This is a genomic window from Micromonospora sp. WMMA1996, from assembly GCF_002573675.1.
Taxonomy (GTDB): Bacteria; Actinomycetota; Actinomycetes; order Mycobacteriales; family Micromonosporaceae; genus Micromonospora; species Micromonospora sediminicola.
The window spans coordinates 738,585-753,765 of record NZ_PDHU01000001.1; the positions used below are offsets into that span (position 1 = coordinate 738,585).

Sequence of the window (15,181 nt, forward strand, 5' to 3'; positions counted from 1 at the left end):
CGGCGTGTCACGTCCGCGTGGCACGGTCGGGACGGGCAGCGAGAATTGGCCGATTGAGGGACAGATTCGGGCGCTTCCCTCCCGTAGCGTCACGACGCGATGGAGACCTTGACCACCCGCGGGCGCGCCGTCCGGTTGGGCGCCACCCTGCTCGGGGCGGCGCTGCTCCTTCTCGGCACGGTCTACGGCACCGACGACGACTTCCCGTTCGGACCGTTCCGGATGTACTCCACCTCCGACCCGCCGAACGCGCCCGCGCCGGACACCCGGGTGGAGGGCGTCGACCGCACCGGGGCGGTGGTGTCCCTCGGCCAGGAGGCCACCGGCATCCGCCGGGCCGAGATCGAGGGCCAGCAGGACCGGTACGCGAGCGACCCGAGTCTGCTGCGCACCGTCGCCGAGGCGTACGCCGAACGCCACCCCGACGCCCCGGCGTTGGTCGAGGTGCGGATCGTGGTCCGCTGGTACGACATCCAGGGCGGACGCCCGACCGGCGAGTGGACCGACCGCACCGCCGTGCGGTGGGAGACCGGATGACCGGCTGGCTCACCGAGGCGGTGCCGCGCGGCCGGGTGGCCGCCTTCCGCACCCTCGTCTACCTCTTCGTCGCCGCCGACCTGGTCGTGTTCACCCCCTGGGTACGCACCCGCGTCGACGTCCCGGGCGACCTCTACCAGCCGCTGCTCGTGGGCCGGCTGCTCCCGCTGCCCACGCCCACCCCCGCCCTGGTCGGTGTGGTCTTCTGGGTGCTGCTGGTCGCCGCGCTGCTGGCCGCCACCGGCCGCGCGCCACGGCTGCTCGGCTGGACGGTCTTCGCGCTCTACTTCGAGTGGATGATCGTGGCGATGAGCTACGGCAAGGTCGACCACGACCGGTTCGGGCTCCTCGTGGCGCTGGCCGTGCTGCCCACCGCCGGCCGGGCCCGCCACGGGGACCCGACCCGCACCGAGGCGGGCGGATGGGCGCTGCGCGTCACCCAGATCGCGGTCATCTGCACCTACTTCCTCGCCGCCTGGGCCAAGTTCCGCTTCGGCGGCCTGGACTGGGCCACCGGTTCCGTGCTGGCCCGGGCGATCATCCGCCGCGGCACCGATCTCGCCGACCTGATCGCGCAGGTCCCGCACCTGCTGATCGTGGCCCAGTTCGGCATCCTGGCGTTCGAGCTGCTCAGCCCGCTGGTGTTCGTGCTCCCGGCCCGGTGGCGGCCGGCCGTCGTCGGCTTCTTCTACTCGTTCCACCTGGTGACCGTCGCGACGATCACCATCTCGTTCGCGCCGCACCTGGTGGCGATGACCAGCTTCCTGCCGCTGGAGAAGGTCCGCCCGGTGGTGCTGGCCCGGCGCCTGCTCGGCCGCGGCGACCGCCCGGCCGCTCCCGCCGTCGCCGACGGCCCCCGCTCCGCGCCGTCGGCCGATCCGGCTCCCGCCGCGTCCGCCTCGACGGCCCGGACGGCCGCATCGGACCCGACCGCCGGTTCCACTTCCGGCGGCTGAGGGACGGCCGACCGGTCAGGGGGTCGGGTCGGGGCGGCCGGTCGGGCCGTACAACCGCTCCCGGGCCTCCTGGGGCAGCGCGCACGCGGCCGTCCCGCCGGGCATCCGGTGGCGGTTGCGGGCCACCCAGCGGTACGCCGGCCAGGCGGCGGCGCGCACCGGCGCGAAGCGCAGCCCGGCCCCGGCGAACCGCCAGATCGGCCCGCTGTCGCCGAGCAGCCGGGCGATGGCGTCCGGCCCGGCGGCGCGGGAGCCGTCGGCGCCCACCCACTGGACCGCCTCCTCGCACTCGGCCTCCGTCAGGCCCAGCGCCGACAGGTCGGCGAACTGCCACGGCACCACGCGAGCCCCGGTGGGGATCCGGCGCTCGATGAACTGCGCGCAGCTGGTGCAGAACGCGCAGTCGCCGTCGTAGACGAAGGTCGACGTCTCCATGCCTCCATCCTGCACCCGCCCCGGGCGTGGCGGCGGCCGGTGTCCGGCGCGTCACTTGCGCATCGTTCGTACACGTGTTCGAATGAAGCCCATGCGCTGGGACAACCTCTCCGCTCCCCCGGACGAGGGGGCTCCTGACCGGGCAGCGCCGGCGGCTCCACCCCTGCCGCTGGCGCTGCCCCACGCGGTCGCCCGCACGTTCGACACCCCCGACTTCGCCGGCATGACCTTCTACGAGGTGCAGGCAAAGTCGATCATCAACCGGGTGCCCGGGCAGTCCCGCGTGCCGTTCGAGTGGACGATCAATCCCTACCGGGGCTGCTCCCACGCGTGCACCTACTGCCTGTCCGGTGACACGCCGATCCTGATGGCGGACGGTCGCACCCGGGCGATCAGCGAGCTGGAGCCCGGCGACCGGATCTACGGCACCGAGCGGCGGGGCGCCTACCGCCACTACGTCGTCACCACGGTGCTCGACAAGTGGTCGACGGTGAAGCGGGCCCACCGGGTCACGCTGGCCGACGGCACGACGCTGGTGGCCAGCGGCGACCACCGGTTCCTGACCGAACGCGGCTGGAAGCACGTCACCGGCAGCATGCGGGGCGGGGCGCGACGCCCCTACCTGACCACCCGCAACCGCCTGCTCGGCACCGGGCGGTTCGCCGTCGCGCCGAAGCGCTCGACCGACTACCGCCGGGGCTACCTGCACGCGCTGGTGCGCGGCGCCGACCGGCCCGGCACCCGGTTCCGGCTGGCCACCTCCGCGACCGAGGCGCTGGAGCGGGCGGAGCGGTTCCTCGCCGACGCCGGGATCGACGTCGAGCGGTCGGCCGCCCGGGTGGGTCGACGGTCGGCGACCGCGCTGCGGACGACCGGGCCGGCGGGGGTCGAGGCCGTCGCCGGGCTGGTCCGGCCGCCGGACGAGCCGACCGACGACTGGCGGCTGGGTTTCCTCGCCGGGCTGTTCGACGCCGCCGGGAGTTGCCGCCGAGGCGTGTTTCGGATCGGCGTCGCCGACGACCGGCGCTGCCGCCACGCCGCCGAGGCCCTCGACCGGTTCGCCTTCCGCTGGGTGCGCGACGAGCCGGGCAACCGCACCGGGTCGTGCCAGCTCCGGCTGACCGGCGGCCTGCCGGAGCGACTGCGCTTCTTCCACCTGACCGACCCGGCCGCCACCGGGCGCCGCTCGATCGAGGGCACGGCGCTCAAGTGCGCGGCCCGGCTCCAGGTGACAGCGGTCGAGGATCTCGGCTTGGAGCTGCCGCTGTGGGACATCACCACCGGCACCGGCGACTTCATCGCCAACGGGGTGGTCAGCCACAACTGCTTCGCCCGCAACACGCACACCTACCTCGACCTCGACGCCGGGGCGGACTTCGACCGCAAGGTGGTCGTCAAGGTCAACGCGGGCGAGCTGGTCCGCCGGGAGCTGTCCGCCCCACGCTGGCGCGGCGCGCACGTCGCCATGGGCACCAATGTGGACTGCTACCAGCGGGCCGAGGGGCGCTACCGTCTGATGCCGCCGATCCTGGAGGCGCTGCGCGACTTCGCCAACCCGTTCTCCATCCTCACCAAGGGCACGCTGCTGCTGCGCGATCTGCCGCTGCTGCGCCAGGCCGCCGAGGTGACCCGGGTCGGGTTGTCCTACTCGGTGGGCTTCGTCGACGAGGCGCTCTGGCGGGTCGCCGAGCCGGGCACGCCCAGCCCGCGCCGGCGGCTGGACGCGGTCCGCCGGCTGACCGACGCCGGCTTCGCGGTCGGGGTGCTGATGGCCCCGATCCTGCCCGGCCTCAGCGACGACGAGGAGTCGATCGACGCGACCGTGGCCGCGATCGCCGCCTCCGGCGCGTCCGGCGTGACCCCGCTGGCGCTGCACCTGCGCCCGGGCGCGCGGGAGTGGTACGCGCGCTGGCTGGCCCGGGAGTTCCCGCACCTGGTGCCCCGCTACCGCCAGCTCTACCGGGCCGGGGCCTACGCGCCGCAGGCCTACCAGCGGGAGGTGACCGCGCGGGTGCGGATGGCGGCCCGCCGGCACGGGCTGCACCGGGGCGAGACCGGCGACAACCACCGGCTGCCGGAGACGCCGCCGCCGGCCCCGGCCGCCGAACAGCTCTCGCTGCTGTGACCGGGTCGGCGGGTTAGTCTCGGCGAATGCGTTCCGCCCAGCAGCTCCTCGCCGACTCCGCCGTGATCGCCGTCGTCGGGGCCTCCCGCGACCCGGGCAAGGCCGCGCACCGCGTACCGCTGGAGATGCAGCGGCACGGCTGGCGGATCATCCCGGTGAACCCGACGGTGGACGAGCTGTTCGGCGAGAAGGCCTACCCGACGCTGGCCGACATCCCGCACCCGGTCGACCTGGTGGACGTGTTCCGGCCCGCGCGGGACGCGGTCGAGGTGGTGCGGCAGGCGGTGGCGATCGGCGCGCCGGCGGTCTGGTTGCAGCTCGGGATCGTCTCCGCCGAGGCGCGGCGGATCGCCGAGGAGGCCGGCATCGACTACGTCGAGGACAGGTGCCTCATCGTCGAGCGGGCCGCCGCCGGCCTGACCCGTCGCCGCTGACGGCACCGGGCGACGGCTCGGGGCCGAAGAGCAGGTCGAGCTGGGCGTCGAGCGCGGCCAGCGCGGTCTCCGGGGGATAGTGGCCGCCGAGCACGTAGATGCCGAGCCCCTCCATCACGGCGAGCAGCCCGACCGCGGCCCGTTCCGGGTCCAGCCGGCCGTCCGCCACGAGCGGTGACCCGGCGGCGATCTGCCCGGTCACGAACGCCAGCAGCGCGGCCGTCTCGTCGTGCAGCGCGGCGGCCACCGCTGGCCGGACGGCGGTGTACGCGAGGAAGGCCAGGGCCACCCGGCCGTCCGCACGCCGCTCCTCGTCCAGCGGCAGCAGCTCGGCCAGCATGGTCCGCAGCAGCGTGCGGGGCGCCGGCGTCGCGCCGAGCGGCTCGACCGCCCGGCGGATCCGGGCCTCGTTGCGCTCGCGCACCACGGCGAGCGCGAAGACCATCATCTCGTCCCGGGTACGGAAATAGTGCTGCACCATCCCGGGGCTGACCTCGGCCGCGGCGGCGACGTGACGCAGGCTGACCGCCTCCAGCCCCTGCTCGGCCGCGACCCGCATCAACGCGTCGGCGATCAGCGCGCGACGCTCCCGGTGGTCGACCCGCTTCGGCATGCCCCCATAGTTTCACAATACGACTGCATTGACACGCCGCCGAGGACGTTTTACATTACGACTGCATTGAAAACGAGGGGGTGCGGTGATGGGGCGGGCGTTCCGGCTGGCGCGGCGCGTGGTGGCGTACGAGTGGGGCATGTGGCGCAGCCTCACCCGGTGGATCCTGCGTCGGCCGTACCCGGTGGCGCCGGGCGCGGAGACCTACGCCTACGTCGGCGGGGTGCAGGCGATCCTGCTGGCCTTCATCGTCCTGTCCACGATCGAGATCCCGGTCCTCGACGTGATCCTGCGGCACACCGTCGACCAGCCGACGGTGCGGCACGCGGCGATCGGGCTCGGCGTGTGGGGCGTGCTGTGGATGGTCGGGCTGCTGGCCAGCCTCCGAATCCACCCGCACGTCGTCGACGACGCCGGCCTGCGGGTGCGCAACGGCGTCTCGATCGACGTCACGATCCCGTGGACCGCCGTCGCCGAGGTGTCGTTCCGTCGCCGCTCGCTGCCGTCCAGCCGGGCCGTCCAGTACGACGCGGACGACCCGGCGGTGCTCAACCTCGGCGTCGGCAGCCAGACCGCGATCGACGTGGTGCTGCGCGAGCCGCTGTCGGTGCCGCTGCCGAAGGGACCGAGCGCGCCGGTGCGGGAGATCCGGCTGTACGCCGACGAGCCGGCCGCACTGGTCGAACGCGCCCGCCGGCACCTGCCCGCCACCGACCACGTCACGCGCCGGCCGACGCGTTAAGAGGGGGCCCCTGCTCTACCGGAAACGTTAAGAAGGGGCCCTTCCTTACAGCTTGTACTCCTTGAGCAGGCCGCGGGAGATGATCGTCTTCTGGATCTCCGAGGTGCCCTCGCCGATCAGCAGGAACGGCGCCTCGCGCATCAGGCGCTCGATCTCGTACTCCTTGGAGTAGCCGTAGCCGCCGTGGATGCGGAACGCCTCCTGGACCACCTCGGCGCAGTATTCCGAGGCGAGCAGCTTGGCCATGCCCGCCTCGACGTCGTTGCGCTGACCGGCGTCCTTGAGCCGGGCCGCGTTGACCATGAGGGAGTGCGCGGCCTCGATCTTGGTGCCCATCTCGGCGAGCTTGAACGCGATCGCCTGGTGCCGGGCGAGCGGCTGGCCGAACGTCTTGCGCTGCTGGGCGTACGCGACGGCCAGCTCGAACGCGCGGATCGAGATGCCGCAGGCGCGGGCGGCGACGTTGACCCGGCCCACCTCGATGCCGTCCATCATCTGGTAGAAGCCGCGACCGACCTTCTCCTCGCCGCCGAGCACGGCGGAGGCCGGGACGGTGACGCCGTCGAGCACCATCTCGGTGGTCTCGACGCCCTTGTAGCCCATCTTGTCGATCTTGCCGGGGATGGTCAGGCCGGGCGCGGTCTCGCCGAAGCCGGGCTCCTTCTCCAGCAGGAAGGTGCTCATGTTGCCGTAGACCGAGTCGGCCCCGGTGTCGGTCTTGACCAGGGTGGCCACCACCGAGGAGTACGCCCCGTTGGTCAGCCACATCTTCTGGCCGTTCAGGACGTAGGAGTCGCCGTCGCGGACCGCCTTCGACTTGATCGCCGACACGTCCGAGCCGCACTCGGGCTCCGACATGGAGAAGGCGCCGCGCACCTCGCCGGTCGCCATCCGGGGCAGCAGCCGGGCCTTCTGGTCGGCCGAGCCGTGCTGCGAGATCAGGTACGCCACGATGAAGTGGGTGTTGACGATGCCGGAGATCGACATCCAGCCCCGGGACAGCTCCTCGACCACGAGCGCGTAGGTCAGCAGGGACTCGCCCAGACCGCCGTACTCCTCGTCGATGGTGAGGCCGAACAGCCCCATCTCGCGCATCCCGTCGAGGATGTCGGCGGGGTACTCGTCGGCGTGCTCCAGCCGCTGGGCGTGCGGAATGATCTCCTTGTCGGCGAACTCCCGGACGGTTTCCAGGATCGACCGCTGCACGTCGGTCAGGCCGGGCGTCTGGGCGAGTCGGGCCATCTCAGCCTCCGGGGTCGGCGCATTACTCATGGGTAACTGAACGCTCGGTCAGTATCGGCCCCGGGACCGGCCGCGCCAAGGTGACCAGTCCACACAACCGCTGTGAAAAGGTTCACCGCTGCGGGTAGCGTCCGCAAGAGAGAGGGCCGTTGACCTGCGATCGGGGGGCGTACGTGACCGACGAGCAGCCACCGTCCCCGTACGAGCCGCCGGGCCACGGCCAGCCCTACGGGCAGCCGCAGTACGGGCAGCAGCACCCGCAGTGGGGACAGCAGCCGCCGTACGCCCCGCAGCCGCCCTACGGCCAGTACGGCCCGTCCGGCCCGGGGCAGCGCCCCCGCGGCGGCCCGAACGTGCTCGCCATCCTGTCCCTGGTCTTCGCGTTCGTCTTCGCGCCGGCCGGCATCGTCTGCGGCCACCTGGCCAAGCGGCAGATCCGGCAGACCGGCGAGGAGGGCGAGCAGCTCGCCACCTGGGGCCTGATCCTCAGCTACGTCTTCACCGTGCTCGGCGTGATCGCGTGCTGCGGCTGGATCGGGCTGGCCATCTGGGCCAACTCGGACAACAGCACCGGCTACTGACCGCTCAGCGGAACTGCGCCTCGCGGACGCTGTTGCCGCCGTCGACCACCAGCATCTGCCCGGTGATGTACGACGCGGCCGGTGAGCAGAGGAAGGCGATGGCGGCGGCCACCTCGTCCGGCGTGCCCGGGCGCCCCACCGGCGTGCCGTGCCCCTGCTTGATCTCGGCCAGGGTGGACGCCGCGGTGTGGATGATGCCGGGCGCCACCGCGTTGACGGTCACCCCGTCGGCGATCATCTCCATCGCCAGCGCCCGGGTCAGCCCGACCACGCCGGCCTTCGCCGCCGCGTAGCCCGCCTCGGTGGGCAGCGCGTTGACCGGCCCGGCCGTGGCGGCCAGGTTGACGATCCGCCCCCAGCCCCGCTCGGCCATGCCCACGATGAACGCGCGGCTGCACAGGAACGCGGTGGTCAGGTTGCGGTCGATCTCGCCGCGCCACTCGTCGTAGGTCAGCTGGGCCACCGGCCGCAGCACCTCCGGGCTGGCCCGGCTCGCCAGGCCGGCGTTGTTGACCAGCACCTCGACGTCGCCGAGCTGCTCGGCCACGGCGTCGGCGAGCGCGCCGACCTCGGACTCGTCGGTGAGGTCGGCGACGAAGCCGGTGACGCCCAGCTCGCCGGCGCGGTCGTGGATCCGGCGGGTGGTCGACACGATCGCCACCCGGGCGCCCAGGTCGGCCAGCCGGCGCGCGGTCGCGTACCCGATGCCGTCGGCGCTGCCCGCGCCGGTGACCAGGGCGACCCGGCCGTCCAGGCGCATGGTGGCCGGCTCCGGGAGCGGCTCGGACCGTTCCTGGTCGGCGACGCCCGTCGGCTCGCCGCCGCGCGGGCGGCGCACCGACCCCGGCCGGCTCATGTCCCGTCGCGACCGACCACCACGCGCGTCAAGTGCCATGCCGAGGATCCTGCCCGCTGTGGACCTTCCGGGCAATGCGGCACCCGGAAAGGGGGTCCTCCGTGTTGCGCCCGGGTGGCTACCCTGACCCGGACCACGTACCTGGAGATGATCAGATGAGCTATCCCCCACCCCCCGGTGGTTGGCAGGACCCGCAGTCGAGCCCGCCGGTCGACCCGTACGCGCCGGTCGACCCGTACGCGGTCGCGAAGTCGCCCTACCCGCAGCCCGCCGGAGACCCGCACGCGGTGCCCGGCGGCTACCCGCCGCCCGGGGCGTACCCGCCGCCGGGCGCCTACCCGGGTTACGCGCCGCCGACCAGCAAGACGAACTCACTGGCCATCGTGGCGCTGGTGCTCTCGCTGGTCGGCTTCACCTCCTGCATCACCGCGCCGATCGGCGCGATCATGGGCCATGTCGCCCGCAAGCAGATCCGGGAGACCGGCGAGCAGGGCGAGGGCATGGCCAAGGCGGCCATCATCGTGGGCTGGATCCTCACCGCCCTGCTGGTCGCCCTGATCGTCTTCTACATCGTGATGATCGTGATCGCGGTCAACTCGGACAGCTCCAGCAGCTACTGACGCGCGCGGGCCGCCCCCGGCGAGGGGGCGGCCCGGCGACGTCAGCGGCGTGCGGTCACTCGGTGGGCGGGGTGAACGACGAGGTACGGGTCATGCCCGCGGCCCGGCCCTTGGCCGCGACCACCAGCGCCATCTTGCGGGACGCCTCGTCGATCATCTCGTCGCCGAGCATCACCGCGCCGAGCTTCCCGCCCGCCTCCGAGGTGTAGAAGTCGTACGCGTCGAGGATCAGCTCGGCGTGGTCGTAGTCGGCCTGCGCCGGCGAGTAGACCTCGTTGGCCGCGTCGATCTGGCCGGGGTGCAGCACCCACTTGCCGTCGAAGCCCAGCGCGGCCGAGCGCTTCGCCACCTCGCGGAACGCGTCCACGTCCCGGATCTGCAGGAACGGGCCGTCGATGGCCTGCTTGTCGTGCATCCGGGCGGCCATCAGGATGCGCATCAGGATGTAGTGGTAGGGATCGCCCGGGTAGTCCGGGATCAGCGCGCCGACCACCAGCGACTTCATGTTGATCGAGGCCATGAAGTCGGCCGGACCGAAGATGATGGTCTCCACCCGGGGCGAGGCGGCCGCGATGGCGTCCACGTTGACCAGACCGGCGGCGTTCTCGATCTGCGCCTCGATGCCGATCCGGCCCACCTCCAGACCGAGCGTCTTCTCGATCTGGGTGAGCAGCAGGTCCAGCCAGTGCACCTGCTCCGCGTTCTGCACCTTCGGCAGCATGATGCAGTCCAGGTTCGCCCCGGCGCCCTCGACCACCTCGATGACGTCCCGGTAGGTCCACGGCGTGGTCAGGTCGTTCACCCGGACCACCCGGGTCTTGCCGGTCCAGTCGCCGTCGTTCAGCGCGGCCACGATGTTCTTGCGCGCGTCCGGCTTGGCCAGCGGGGCGACCGCGTCCTCCAGGTCGAGGAAGACCTGGTCGGCGGGGAGACCCTGGGCCTTGCCCAGCATCTTGACGCTGGAGCCGGGTACCGCGAGGCAGGACCGGCGGGGGCGACCGACAACGGCCATGGATGCGCTCCTTCCAGCGTCCGGCCGTACGGGGCCGACGCGGGCGGTGGATGTCGAGAACTTAACGATCCCAAAGGGCGTGGTGACGCCACGGTAACCTCGTGCCGTGACCGGGGTGAATGGACCTGTGGAAGATCTCACTGAGCGTCGGATCGTGGTGCTGACCGGGGCCAGTTCGGGCATCGGGCTGGCCGCCGCCGTCGAGCTGGCCCGCCGTGGCGACCAGGTGGTGCTGGTCGGCCGCGACCCGGCCCGGCTGCGGGCCGCCGGGGAGCGGGTGCGCGAGTCCTGCGGCGAGCAGCCGGAGCTGTTCCGGGCCGACTTCGCCGTGCTCGACGACGTACGCGGGCTCGCCGAGCGGCTGCGCGAGCACTACGACCGGATCGACGTGCTGGCCAACAACGCCGGCGCGATCGCCCTCGAACCGATCACCACGGTCGACGGCTTCGAGCTGAGCATGCAGGCCAACCACCTGGCCCCGTTCCTGCTCAGCAACCTGCTCGCCGACCGGGTCCGCCGGATGGTGGTGACCGCCTCCGACGCGCACCGCAGCGGCGTGCTCGACCCCGACGACCTGAACGCGTCGCTGCGCCACTACCGGCCGTTCCGCGCCTACGGCACCAGCAAGCAGGCGAACATCCTGTTCACCGCCGAGGCCGCGCGGCGCTGGCCGGAGCTGCCGGCGTACGCGTTCCACCCCGGCGTGGTGCGCACCCGCTTCGGCAACGAGAGCCGCCTGGTGGCGCTCGGCATGCGCCTGCTGCCGTTCCGCAGCCCGGAGAAGGGCGCGGAGACGCTGGTCTGGCTCGCCCGCCAGGACCCGTCCCGGCTGGTGGACGGCGGCTACTACGCCGACCGCAAGCCGCACCGGCCCCGGCCGAAGGCGGCCGACCCGGCGCTGGCGGCGCGGCTCTGGACGGCCAGCGCGAAGGCGGTCGGCATCGACGCCTGAGGGGATCCGCCCACCGGATCGCCGCCCGAGGCGTCGCCGCCCCGGCACGTCGCCGGCGGGGGTCGCCGCGGGTCGCCCGCGCTGCCAGACTCGGCCCATGACGACGGGGAACGAGGTCCTGCTGGTCGCGCTGGTCGACCTGAGCGCCGACGCGCCGGCCGGGCGACGCTACGAGGACGCCGTGCTGGCGCTGCTCGACCGGCACGGCGGCCGGCTGGAACGGCGGTTGCGCACCGGGGACGGGCAGACCGAGGTGCACGTCATCCGCTTCACCGCCCGCGCCGGGCTGGACGCGTTCCTCGCCGACCCGGAGCGCGCCGCGCTGCGGGCCGAGCTGGGCGACGCCGCCCCCACCACCCGGGTGTTGGAGGTCCACGACGTCTGACCTGCCGCTCCTCCCTCACTTCATCACGCTCCGACGCCGAGAACAAGACTTGATCTTGGCGCTGGCGGGGAGCAGGGTCGGGGCATGGACTTCGATCCCCTGGCCACCGCCCGCCGTGCCCTCTGGATCGGCGGCGGGCAGTGGGCCGGCAAGACCACGCTCGCCGTCACGTTGGCGCTGCGGCACGGGCTGACCGCCTACCTCTACGACCGCCACGACGCGCGGGGACACGACGACCGGCGGATCGCCGACCGGATCCGCCGAGGAGAACCGCCGGACGGGCCCGACCCGGAGAAGACGTGGGTGGCGACCGACCCACGGCGGATGGCGGCCGAGACCCTCGCCGGGTTCCCGCGCCGCTTCGAGTGGGTGCTGGACGACCTGAGCGCCCTGGTCAGCGGAGGCCGGGTGATCGCCGAGGGCTGGGGGCTGCGTCCGGAACTGGTCGCGCCGGTGGTCGGGTCGACCCGGCAGATGGTGGTGCTGGTGCCGACGCCGGAGTTCCGCGCGTACCAGGTGGAACGGCTGCCCCGGGCGACCGCCCGGCACCCCGGGGTGAGCGACCCGGAACGGGCGCGGCGCAACCGGATCGCCCGCGACGAGCTGGTCGCCGCCGACGCGGTCGCCGCCGCGCACGCGCTCGGGATCCGCGTGGTCGAGGTGGACGGCAGTCGGGACGCCGCGGCGATCGCCGCGTTGGTCACCGACCACTTCGCCGGGTACCTGTGAAACGTCACTGCGACACGTGCACCGGGACGCTGGTGACCACGACGCCGGGCAGGGCCCGCAACGCCGCCCGCAACCGCTGCTCGGCCCGACTGTGCAGCAGCCGGTGCCGGCGTCGCCGCAGCACCACCTCCGGCACGATGACGGTCAGCGTCAGCTCCGGCCGGCTGCTGTGCAACGCCTCCAGATAGTGCGCGAGCGGCCCGATCACCGACCGGTACGGCGACACGATGGTCTCCAGCCGCAGGTGGTCGCCCCAGGCCCGCCACTGCTCGCGGAACCGGTCCGCCTCGGCCTCCTCCGGCGCGATGTGCACGGCCAGCGTCGGCCGACCGAGTGAGGTCGCGTACGCCAGGGCCCGCAGCGAGGCCCGGTTCAGCCGGGCCACCGGCACGATCACCAGGTGGCGTACCTGCTGGGGCAGTTCCTCGCCCTCGGCGGACCCGGCGGGGCCGGACGGACCCGGCGGGGGCGGGTGCAGCGCGAGGGCCCGGTGCAGCGTGGCGTAGTGCCGGTGGATCCGCCGGAAGAGCAGCACCAGCAGCGGCACCGCGACCACCACCACCCAGGCGCCCTCGGTGAACTTGGCGACCGCGGCGGTCACCAGCACCAGCCCGGACAGCGTCGCGCCGACCGCGTTGACCGCGAGCCGGCGGCGTCGCCCCGGGCCCGGCCGGCGGTGCCAGTGCACCACCATCCCGGTCTGCGACAGCGTGAAGGCGAGGAAGACGCCGACCGCGTAGAGCGGGATCAGCCGCTCGGTGTGCCCGCCGAAGGCGACGAAGACGCCCGCGGCGGCGAGGGCGAGCGCCACCAGGCCGTTGCTGAACGCCAGCCGGTCACCCATGTGCAGGAACCGGCGCGGCGCGTGGCCGTCGCGGGCCATGAAGAAGAGCAGCCGGGGGAAGTCGTTGAACGCGGTGTTCGCCGCCAGCAGCAGGATCAGCGCGGTGGTGGCCTGGAGGATCGCATACCCGGGCCCACTGGGGAAGGTGACCCGGCCGAGCTGGGACAGCAGCGTCTCGTCCGCGCGCGGCACCAGGCCGTCGAGGTGGATCAGCCCGACCAGACCGGCGAAGAGCGTGACCAGCATGGCGACCATCCAGCCCAGCGTCGTGCGGGCGTTGCGCCACTCGGTCGGGCGGAACGCGGGCACCGCGTTGGAGACCGCCTCGATGCCGGTCATCGACACCGCCCCGGAGGAGAACGCGCGCAGCACCAGCAGCAGGCCCAGCCCTTCCGTGGCGGGCACCGCCGGCGGCGGCACCGGCGCGAAGCCGCGCGCCGCGGCCTTGGCGTAGCCGACCGCCAGCACCGCGAGGACCACCACCACGAAGGCGTACGTGGGCAGCACGAAGATGTTGCCGGCGGTGCGCACGCCACGCAGGTTGCCGGCGAGCAGGACGCCGATCACCAGGACCCCGAGCGGCACGGTCCACGGGGTGAGGCCGGGCAGCGCCGAGGTGACCGCGTGCACCCCGGCGGCCACCGACACGGACACGGTCAGCACGTAGTCGAGCATCAGCCCGGCCGCGGCGGCCAGCCCCGGGGTACGCCCGAGGTTGTCCCCGGCCACGATGTACGACCCGGCGCCGTGCGGGTAGGCCGGGATGGTCTGCCGGTAGGAGAGCCCGACCGCGACCATCAGCACGACGAGCAGCGCGGCCAGCGGCAGGGCGAGGCCGAGCGCGGCGCTGCCGGCCAAAACCAGCACGACGAGCATGGCCTCCGGCCCGTACGCGACGGAGCTGAGCAGGTCCGAGGAGAGCACCGGCAGCGCGACCAGCTTGCGCATCCGCTCGTAGAGCACCGAGGAGCTGGCCAGCGGCGGGCCGACCAGGGTGCGGCGGATCCGGGTGACCGCCCGGCCGAACCGGTTGCCGGGCAGGTGCGCCGCGCCGGTGGCGACCAGTTCGTCCGGCTGCGCCACGGTGAACAGGTCGATCGGGGTGAGCCGGCCGAACCGGGTGGGCGCCGGGCGGCCCGCGCGCCGGCCCGGCGTCGGGTCCACGGGCAGGTCGTCGGCCCGGCGCGGGCCGTGCCAGCGGGCGCCGATCCGGCCCAGCGCGGCCCGTTCCGCGTCGTCCAGCGGCGGGAACTCGGCCGAGGGCGTGACGACGGTGCCCTGCTCCGCCGCGTCGTGCCGGTCCGCCCCCACCCCCGCACTGTCGTGCACGGCGGCCCGGCCGGTGGCCGGAACGGCCACAGTTCGGCCGACCGGAATCAGCCGACGGCGACCGGTTCGAGCAGGTCGAGCACGTCGGTGAGGCAGGCCAGCTCCGGCCCGTCCCAGCCGTCGTCGGCGTTGAAGACCATGTGCCCGGCGAGGTCCGGCGCGGCCAGTCGGAACGCGCGCAGCCCCACCCGCTCCGCGCCGGTGAGTTCCTGGCTGCCGCCGTCGCCCACGTAGAGGCAGTCGGCCGGGGCGCGGCCGAGCCGGTGACAGGCGGCGAGGTAGAGCGCCGCGTCCGGCTTGCAGCGGCCCACCTGCACCGAGAACACCTGGGCGTCGAGCAGCGGGGCGACCGCGAGCTGGGGCAGGAACGCCGGCAGCTCGTGGGTGCAGTCGCTGACCAGCCCGGTGCGTACGCCCCGGCGGCGCAGCGTGGCCAGCACCGGCACCGCCTCCGGGCGCAGCCGGGTGTCGGCCCGTACGGCCCGGTGGCGGGAGGCGACGGCGGCGCGGACGGCCGCGTCGGAGGGGCGTACGCCGACCTGCGCGCAGACCCACCGCATGGTCGACTCGGCGTCGCCGAAGAACCCGCTGGCCCGCTCGTAGAAGCTGCCGTCGAGCACCTCGACCAGCGCCTCGGTGGAGCAGCCGAGCAGCTCCGCGATGGTGCCGTGGGCGGCTCCGCGCTGGACGCTGTGGGTCAGGGTGCCGAAGAAGTCGAACAGCACCGCGCGGAACCTGAGCATGATGCGTGATCGTAACGGAGCGCTGACGTTCCGTGGTGTCGGGTGT

The 15,181-nt window shown here is 73.5% G+C and carries 17 protein-coding genes; 10 read left to right on the forward strand and 7 right to left on the reverse strand.

Annotated features, from left to right (window positions below):
• Positions 1-99 precede the first annotated feature (99 nt).
• A complete protein-coding gene (locus tag COO58_RS03540) occupies positions 100-537 on the forward strand; it encodes a hypothetical protein (RefSeq protein WP_091582640.1) in 438 nt (145 codons plus the stop codon).
• On the forward strand, positions 534-1,493 hold the full coding sequence (locus COO58_RS03545) for an MFS transporter permease (RefSeq protein WP_255292510.1): 960 nt from the start codon (positions 534-536) through the stop codon (positions 1,491-1,493). Before COO58_RS03540 ends, COO58_RS03545 begins: the two co-directional genes overlap by 4 nt.
• A gap of 15 nt (positions 1,494-1,508) precedes the next feature.
• Here the strand turns inward: COO58_RS03545 and COO58_RS03550 are convergent, their stop codons facing one another.
• The gene (locus tag COO58_RS03550) at positions 1,509-1,928 is read right to left on the reverse strand and encodes a thiol-disulfide oxidoreductase DCC family protein (protein WP_098743792.1); all 420 of its coding nucleotides are present in this window, start codon (positions 1,926-1,928) and stop codon (positions 1,509-1,511) included.
• 91 nt (positions 1,929-2,019) lie between these two features.
• Here COO58_RS03550 and COO58_RS03555 point away from each other — a divergent pair, with 91 nt between their 5' ends.
• On the forward strand, positions 2,020-4,053 hold the full coding sequence (locus COO58_RS03555; RefSeq protein WP_098743794.1) for an intein-containing Rv2578c family radical SAM protein: 2,034 nt from the start codon (positions 2,020-2,022) through the stop codon (positions 4,051-4,053).
• Between the two features lie 26 nt (positions 4,054-4,079).
• Entirely contained in the window at positions 4,080-4,487 is a 408-nt protein-coding gene (locus COO58_RS03560) for a CoA-binding protein (RefSeq protein WP_098743795.1), read from the forward strand.
• On the opposite strand, the gene COO58_RS03565 is transcribed toward COO58_RS03560, so the two are convergent.
• Positions 4,444-5,100, reverse strand: a complete 657-nt coding sequence (locus COO58_RS03565; RefSeq protein WP_098743797.1) for a TetR/AcrR family transcriptional regulator — start codon at positions 5,098-5,100, stop codon at positions 4,444-4,446. The two genes, COO58_RS03560 and COO58_RS03565, sit on opposite strands and share 44 nt — an antisense overlap.
• Before the next feature lie 88 nt (positions 5,101-5,188).
• Here COO58_RS03565 and COO58_RS03570 point away from each other — a divergent pair, with 88 nt between their 5' ends.
• Positions 5,189-5,842: a PH domain-containing protein gene (locus COO58_RS03570; protein ID WP_098743798.1), complete on the forward strand. Its 654-nt coding sequence runs from the start codon at positions 5,189-5,191 to the stop codon at positions 5,840-5,842.
• 45 nt (positions 5,843-5,887) lie between these two features.
• Here COO58_RS03570 and COO58_RS03575 read toward each other — a convergent pair whose 3' ends face one another.
• A complete protein-coding gene (locus COO58_RS03575) occupies positions 5,888-7,084 on the reverse strand; it encodes an acyl-CoA dehydrogenase family protein (protein WP_098743800.1) in 1,197 nt (398 codons plus the stop codon).
• Between the two features lie 173 nt (positions 7,085-7,257).
• Between COO58_RS03575 and COO58_RS03580 the strand changes: the two genes are divergently transcribed.
• The gene (locus COO58_RS03580) at positions 7,258-7,665 is read left to right on the forward strand and encodes a DUF4190 domain-containing protein (protein WP_098743801.1); all 408 of its coding nucleotides are present in this window, start codon (positions 7,258-7,260) and stop codon (positions 7,663-7,665) included.
• Positions 7,666-7,669: 4 nt separating this feature from the next.
• On the opposite strand, the gene COO58_RS03585 is transcribed toward COO58_RS03580, so the two are convergent.
• The gene (locus COO58_RS03585; RefSeq protein WP_098743802.1) at positions 7,670-8,560 is read right to left on the reverse strand and encodes an SDR family NAD(P)-dependent oxidoreductase; all 891 of its coding nucleotides are present in this window, start codon (positions 8,558-8,560) and stop codon (positions 7,670-7,672) included.
• 116 nt (positions 8,561-8,676) lie between these two features.
• Here COO58_RS03585 and COO58_RS03590 point away from each other — a divergent pair, with 116 nt between their 5' ends.
• Complete coding sequence (locus tag COO58_RS03590) at positions 8,677-9,141, forward strand: DUF4190 domain-containing protein (RefSeq protein WP_098743804.1); 465 nt, start codon at positions 8,677-8,679, stop codon at positions 9,139-9,141.
• A gap of 55 nt (positions 9,142-9,196) precedes the next feature.
• Here the strand turns inward: COO58_RS03590 and COO58_RS03595 are convergent, their stop codons facing one another.
• Positions 9,197-10,153, reverse strand: coding sequence for a CoA ester lyase (locus tag COO58_RS03595; protein WP_091582678.1), 957 nt, complete (start codon positions 10,151-10,153; stop codon positions 9,197-9,199).
• Between the two features lie 127 nt (positions 10,154-10,280).
• Between COO58_RS03595 and COO58_RS03600 the strand changes: the two genes are divergently transcribed.
• The 3 genes from COO58_RS03600 to COO58_RS30595 all read left to right on the forward strand — a co-directional run bounded on the left by COO58_RS03600 (position 10,281) and on the right by COO58_RS30595 (position 12,219).
• Positions 10,281-11,105 carry an SDR family NAD(P)-dependent oxidoreductase gene (locus tag COO58_RS03600; protein ID WP_176558732.1) on the forward strand — a complete coding sequence of 275 codons (825 nt, stop codon included), beginning with the start codon at positions 10,281-10,283 and terminating at the stop codon, positions 11,103-11,105.
• 97 nt (positions 11,106-11,202) lie between these two features.
• Positions 11,203-11,490: a hypothetical protein gene (locus tag COO58_RS03605; RefSeq protein WP_091582686.1), complete on the forward strand. Its 288-nt coding sequence runs from the start codon at positions 11,203-11,205 to the stop codon at positions 11,488-11,490.
• Positions 11,491-11,574: 84 nt separating this feature from the next.
• Positions 11,575-12,219: a hypothetical protein gene (locus COO58_RS30595; RefSeq protein ID WP_098743805.1), complete on the forward strand. Its 645-nt coding sequence runs from the start codon at positions 11,575-11,577 to the stop codon at positions 12,217-12,219.
• A 4-nt stretch (positions 12,220-12,223) separates the two neighbouring features.
• On the opposite strand, the gene COO58_RS03615 is transcribed toward COO58_RS30595, so the two are convergent.
• Together COO58_RS03615 and COO58_RS03620 are read right to left on the reverse strand one after the other, a co-directional pair.
• On the reverse strand, positions 12,224-14,374 hold the full coding sequence (locus COO58_RS03615) for an APC family permease (protein WP_098746071.1): 2,151 nt from the start codon (positions 14,372-14,374) through the stop codon (positions 12,224-12,226).
• Positions 14,375-14,439: 65 nt separating this feature from the next.
• Positions 14,440-15,135 carry an HAD family hydrolase gene (locus COO58_RS03620; RefSeq protein ID WP_091582694.1) on the reverse strand — a complete coding sequence of 232 codons (696 nt, stop codon included), beginning with the start codon at positions 15,133-15,135 and terminating at the stop codon, positions 14,440-14,442.
• Positions 15,136-15,181: the final 46 nt, after the last annotated feature.

What these genes read in the sequence shown, in the direction of transcription:
- COO58_RS03540 (WP_091582640.1), top strand. Translation starts at nt 100, where the DNA reads ATGGAGACCTTGACCACCCGCGGGCGCGCCGTCCGGTTGGGCGCCACC.
- COO58_RS03545 (WP_255292510.1), top strand. Translation starts at nt 534, where the DNA reads ATGACCGGCTGGCTCACCGAGGCGGTGCCGCGCGGCCGGGTGGCCGCC.
- COO58_RS03550 (WP_098743792.1), bottom strand. Translation starts at nt 1,928, where the DNA reads ATGGAGACGTCGACCTTCGTCTACGACGGCGACTGCGCGTTCTGCACC.
- COO58_RS03555 (WP_098743794.1), top strand. Translation starts at nt 2,020, where the DNA reads ATGCGCTGGGACAACCTCTCCGCTCCCCCGGACGAGGGGGCTCCTGAC.
- COO58_RS03560 (WP_098743795.1), top strand. Translation starts at nt 4,080, where the DNA reads ATGCGTTCCGCCCAGCAGCTCCTCGCCGACTCCGCCGTGATCGCCGTC.
- COO58_RS03565 (WP_098743797.1), bottom strand. Translation starts at nt 5,100, where the DNA reads ATGCCGAAGCGGGTCGACCACCGGGAGCGTCGCGCGCTGATCGCCGAC.
- COO58_RS03570 (WP_098743798.1), top strand. Translation starts at nt 5,189, where the DNA reads ATGGGGCGGGCGTTCCGGCTGGCGCGGCGCGTGGTGGCGTACGAGTGG.
- COO58_RS03575 (WP_098743800.1), bottom strand. Translation starts at nt 7,084, where the DNA reads ATGGCCCGACTCGCCCAGACGCCCGGCCTGACCGACGTGCAGCGGTCG.
- COO58_RS03585 (WP_098743802.1), bottom strand. Translation starts at nt 8,560, where the DNA reads ATGGCACTTGACGCGCGTGGTGGTCGGTCGCGACGGGACATGAGCCGG.
- COO58_RS03590 (WP_098743804.1), top strand. Translation starts at nt 8,677, where the DNA reads ATGAGCTATCCCCCACCCCCCGGTGGTTGGCAGGACCCGCAGTCGAGC.
- COO58_RS03595 (WP_091582678.1), bottom strand. Translation starts at nt 10,153, where the DNA reads ATGGCCGTTGTCGGTCGCCCCCGCCGGTCCTGCCTCGCGGTACCCGGC.
- COO58_RS03605 (WP_091582686.1), top strand. Translation starts at nt 11,203, where the DNA reads ATGACGACGGGGAACGAGGTCCTGCTGGTCGCGCTGGTCGACCTGAGC.
- COO58_RS30595 (WP_098743805.1), top strand. Translation starts at nt 11,575, where the DNA reads ATGGACTTCGATCCCCTGGCCACCGCCCGCCGTGCCCTCTGGATCGGC.
- COO58_RS03620 (WP_091582694.1), bottom strand. Translation starts at nt 15,135, where the DNA reads ATGCTCAGGTTCCGCGCGGTGCTGTTCGACTTCTTCGGCACCCTGACC.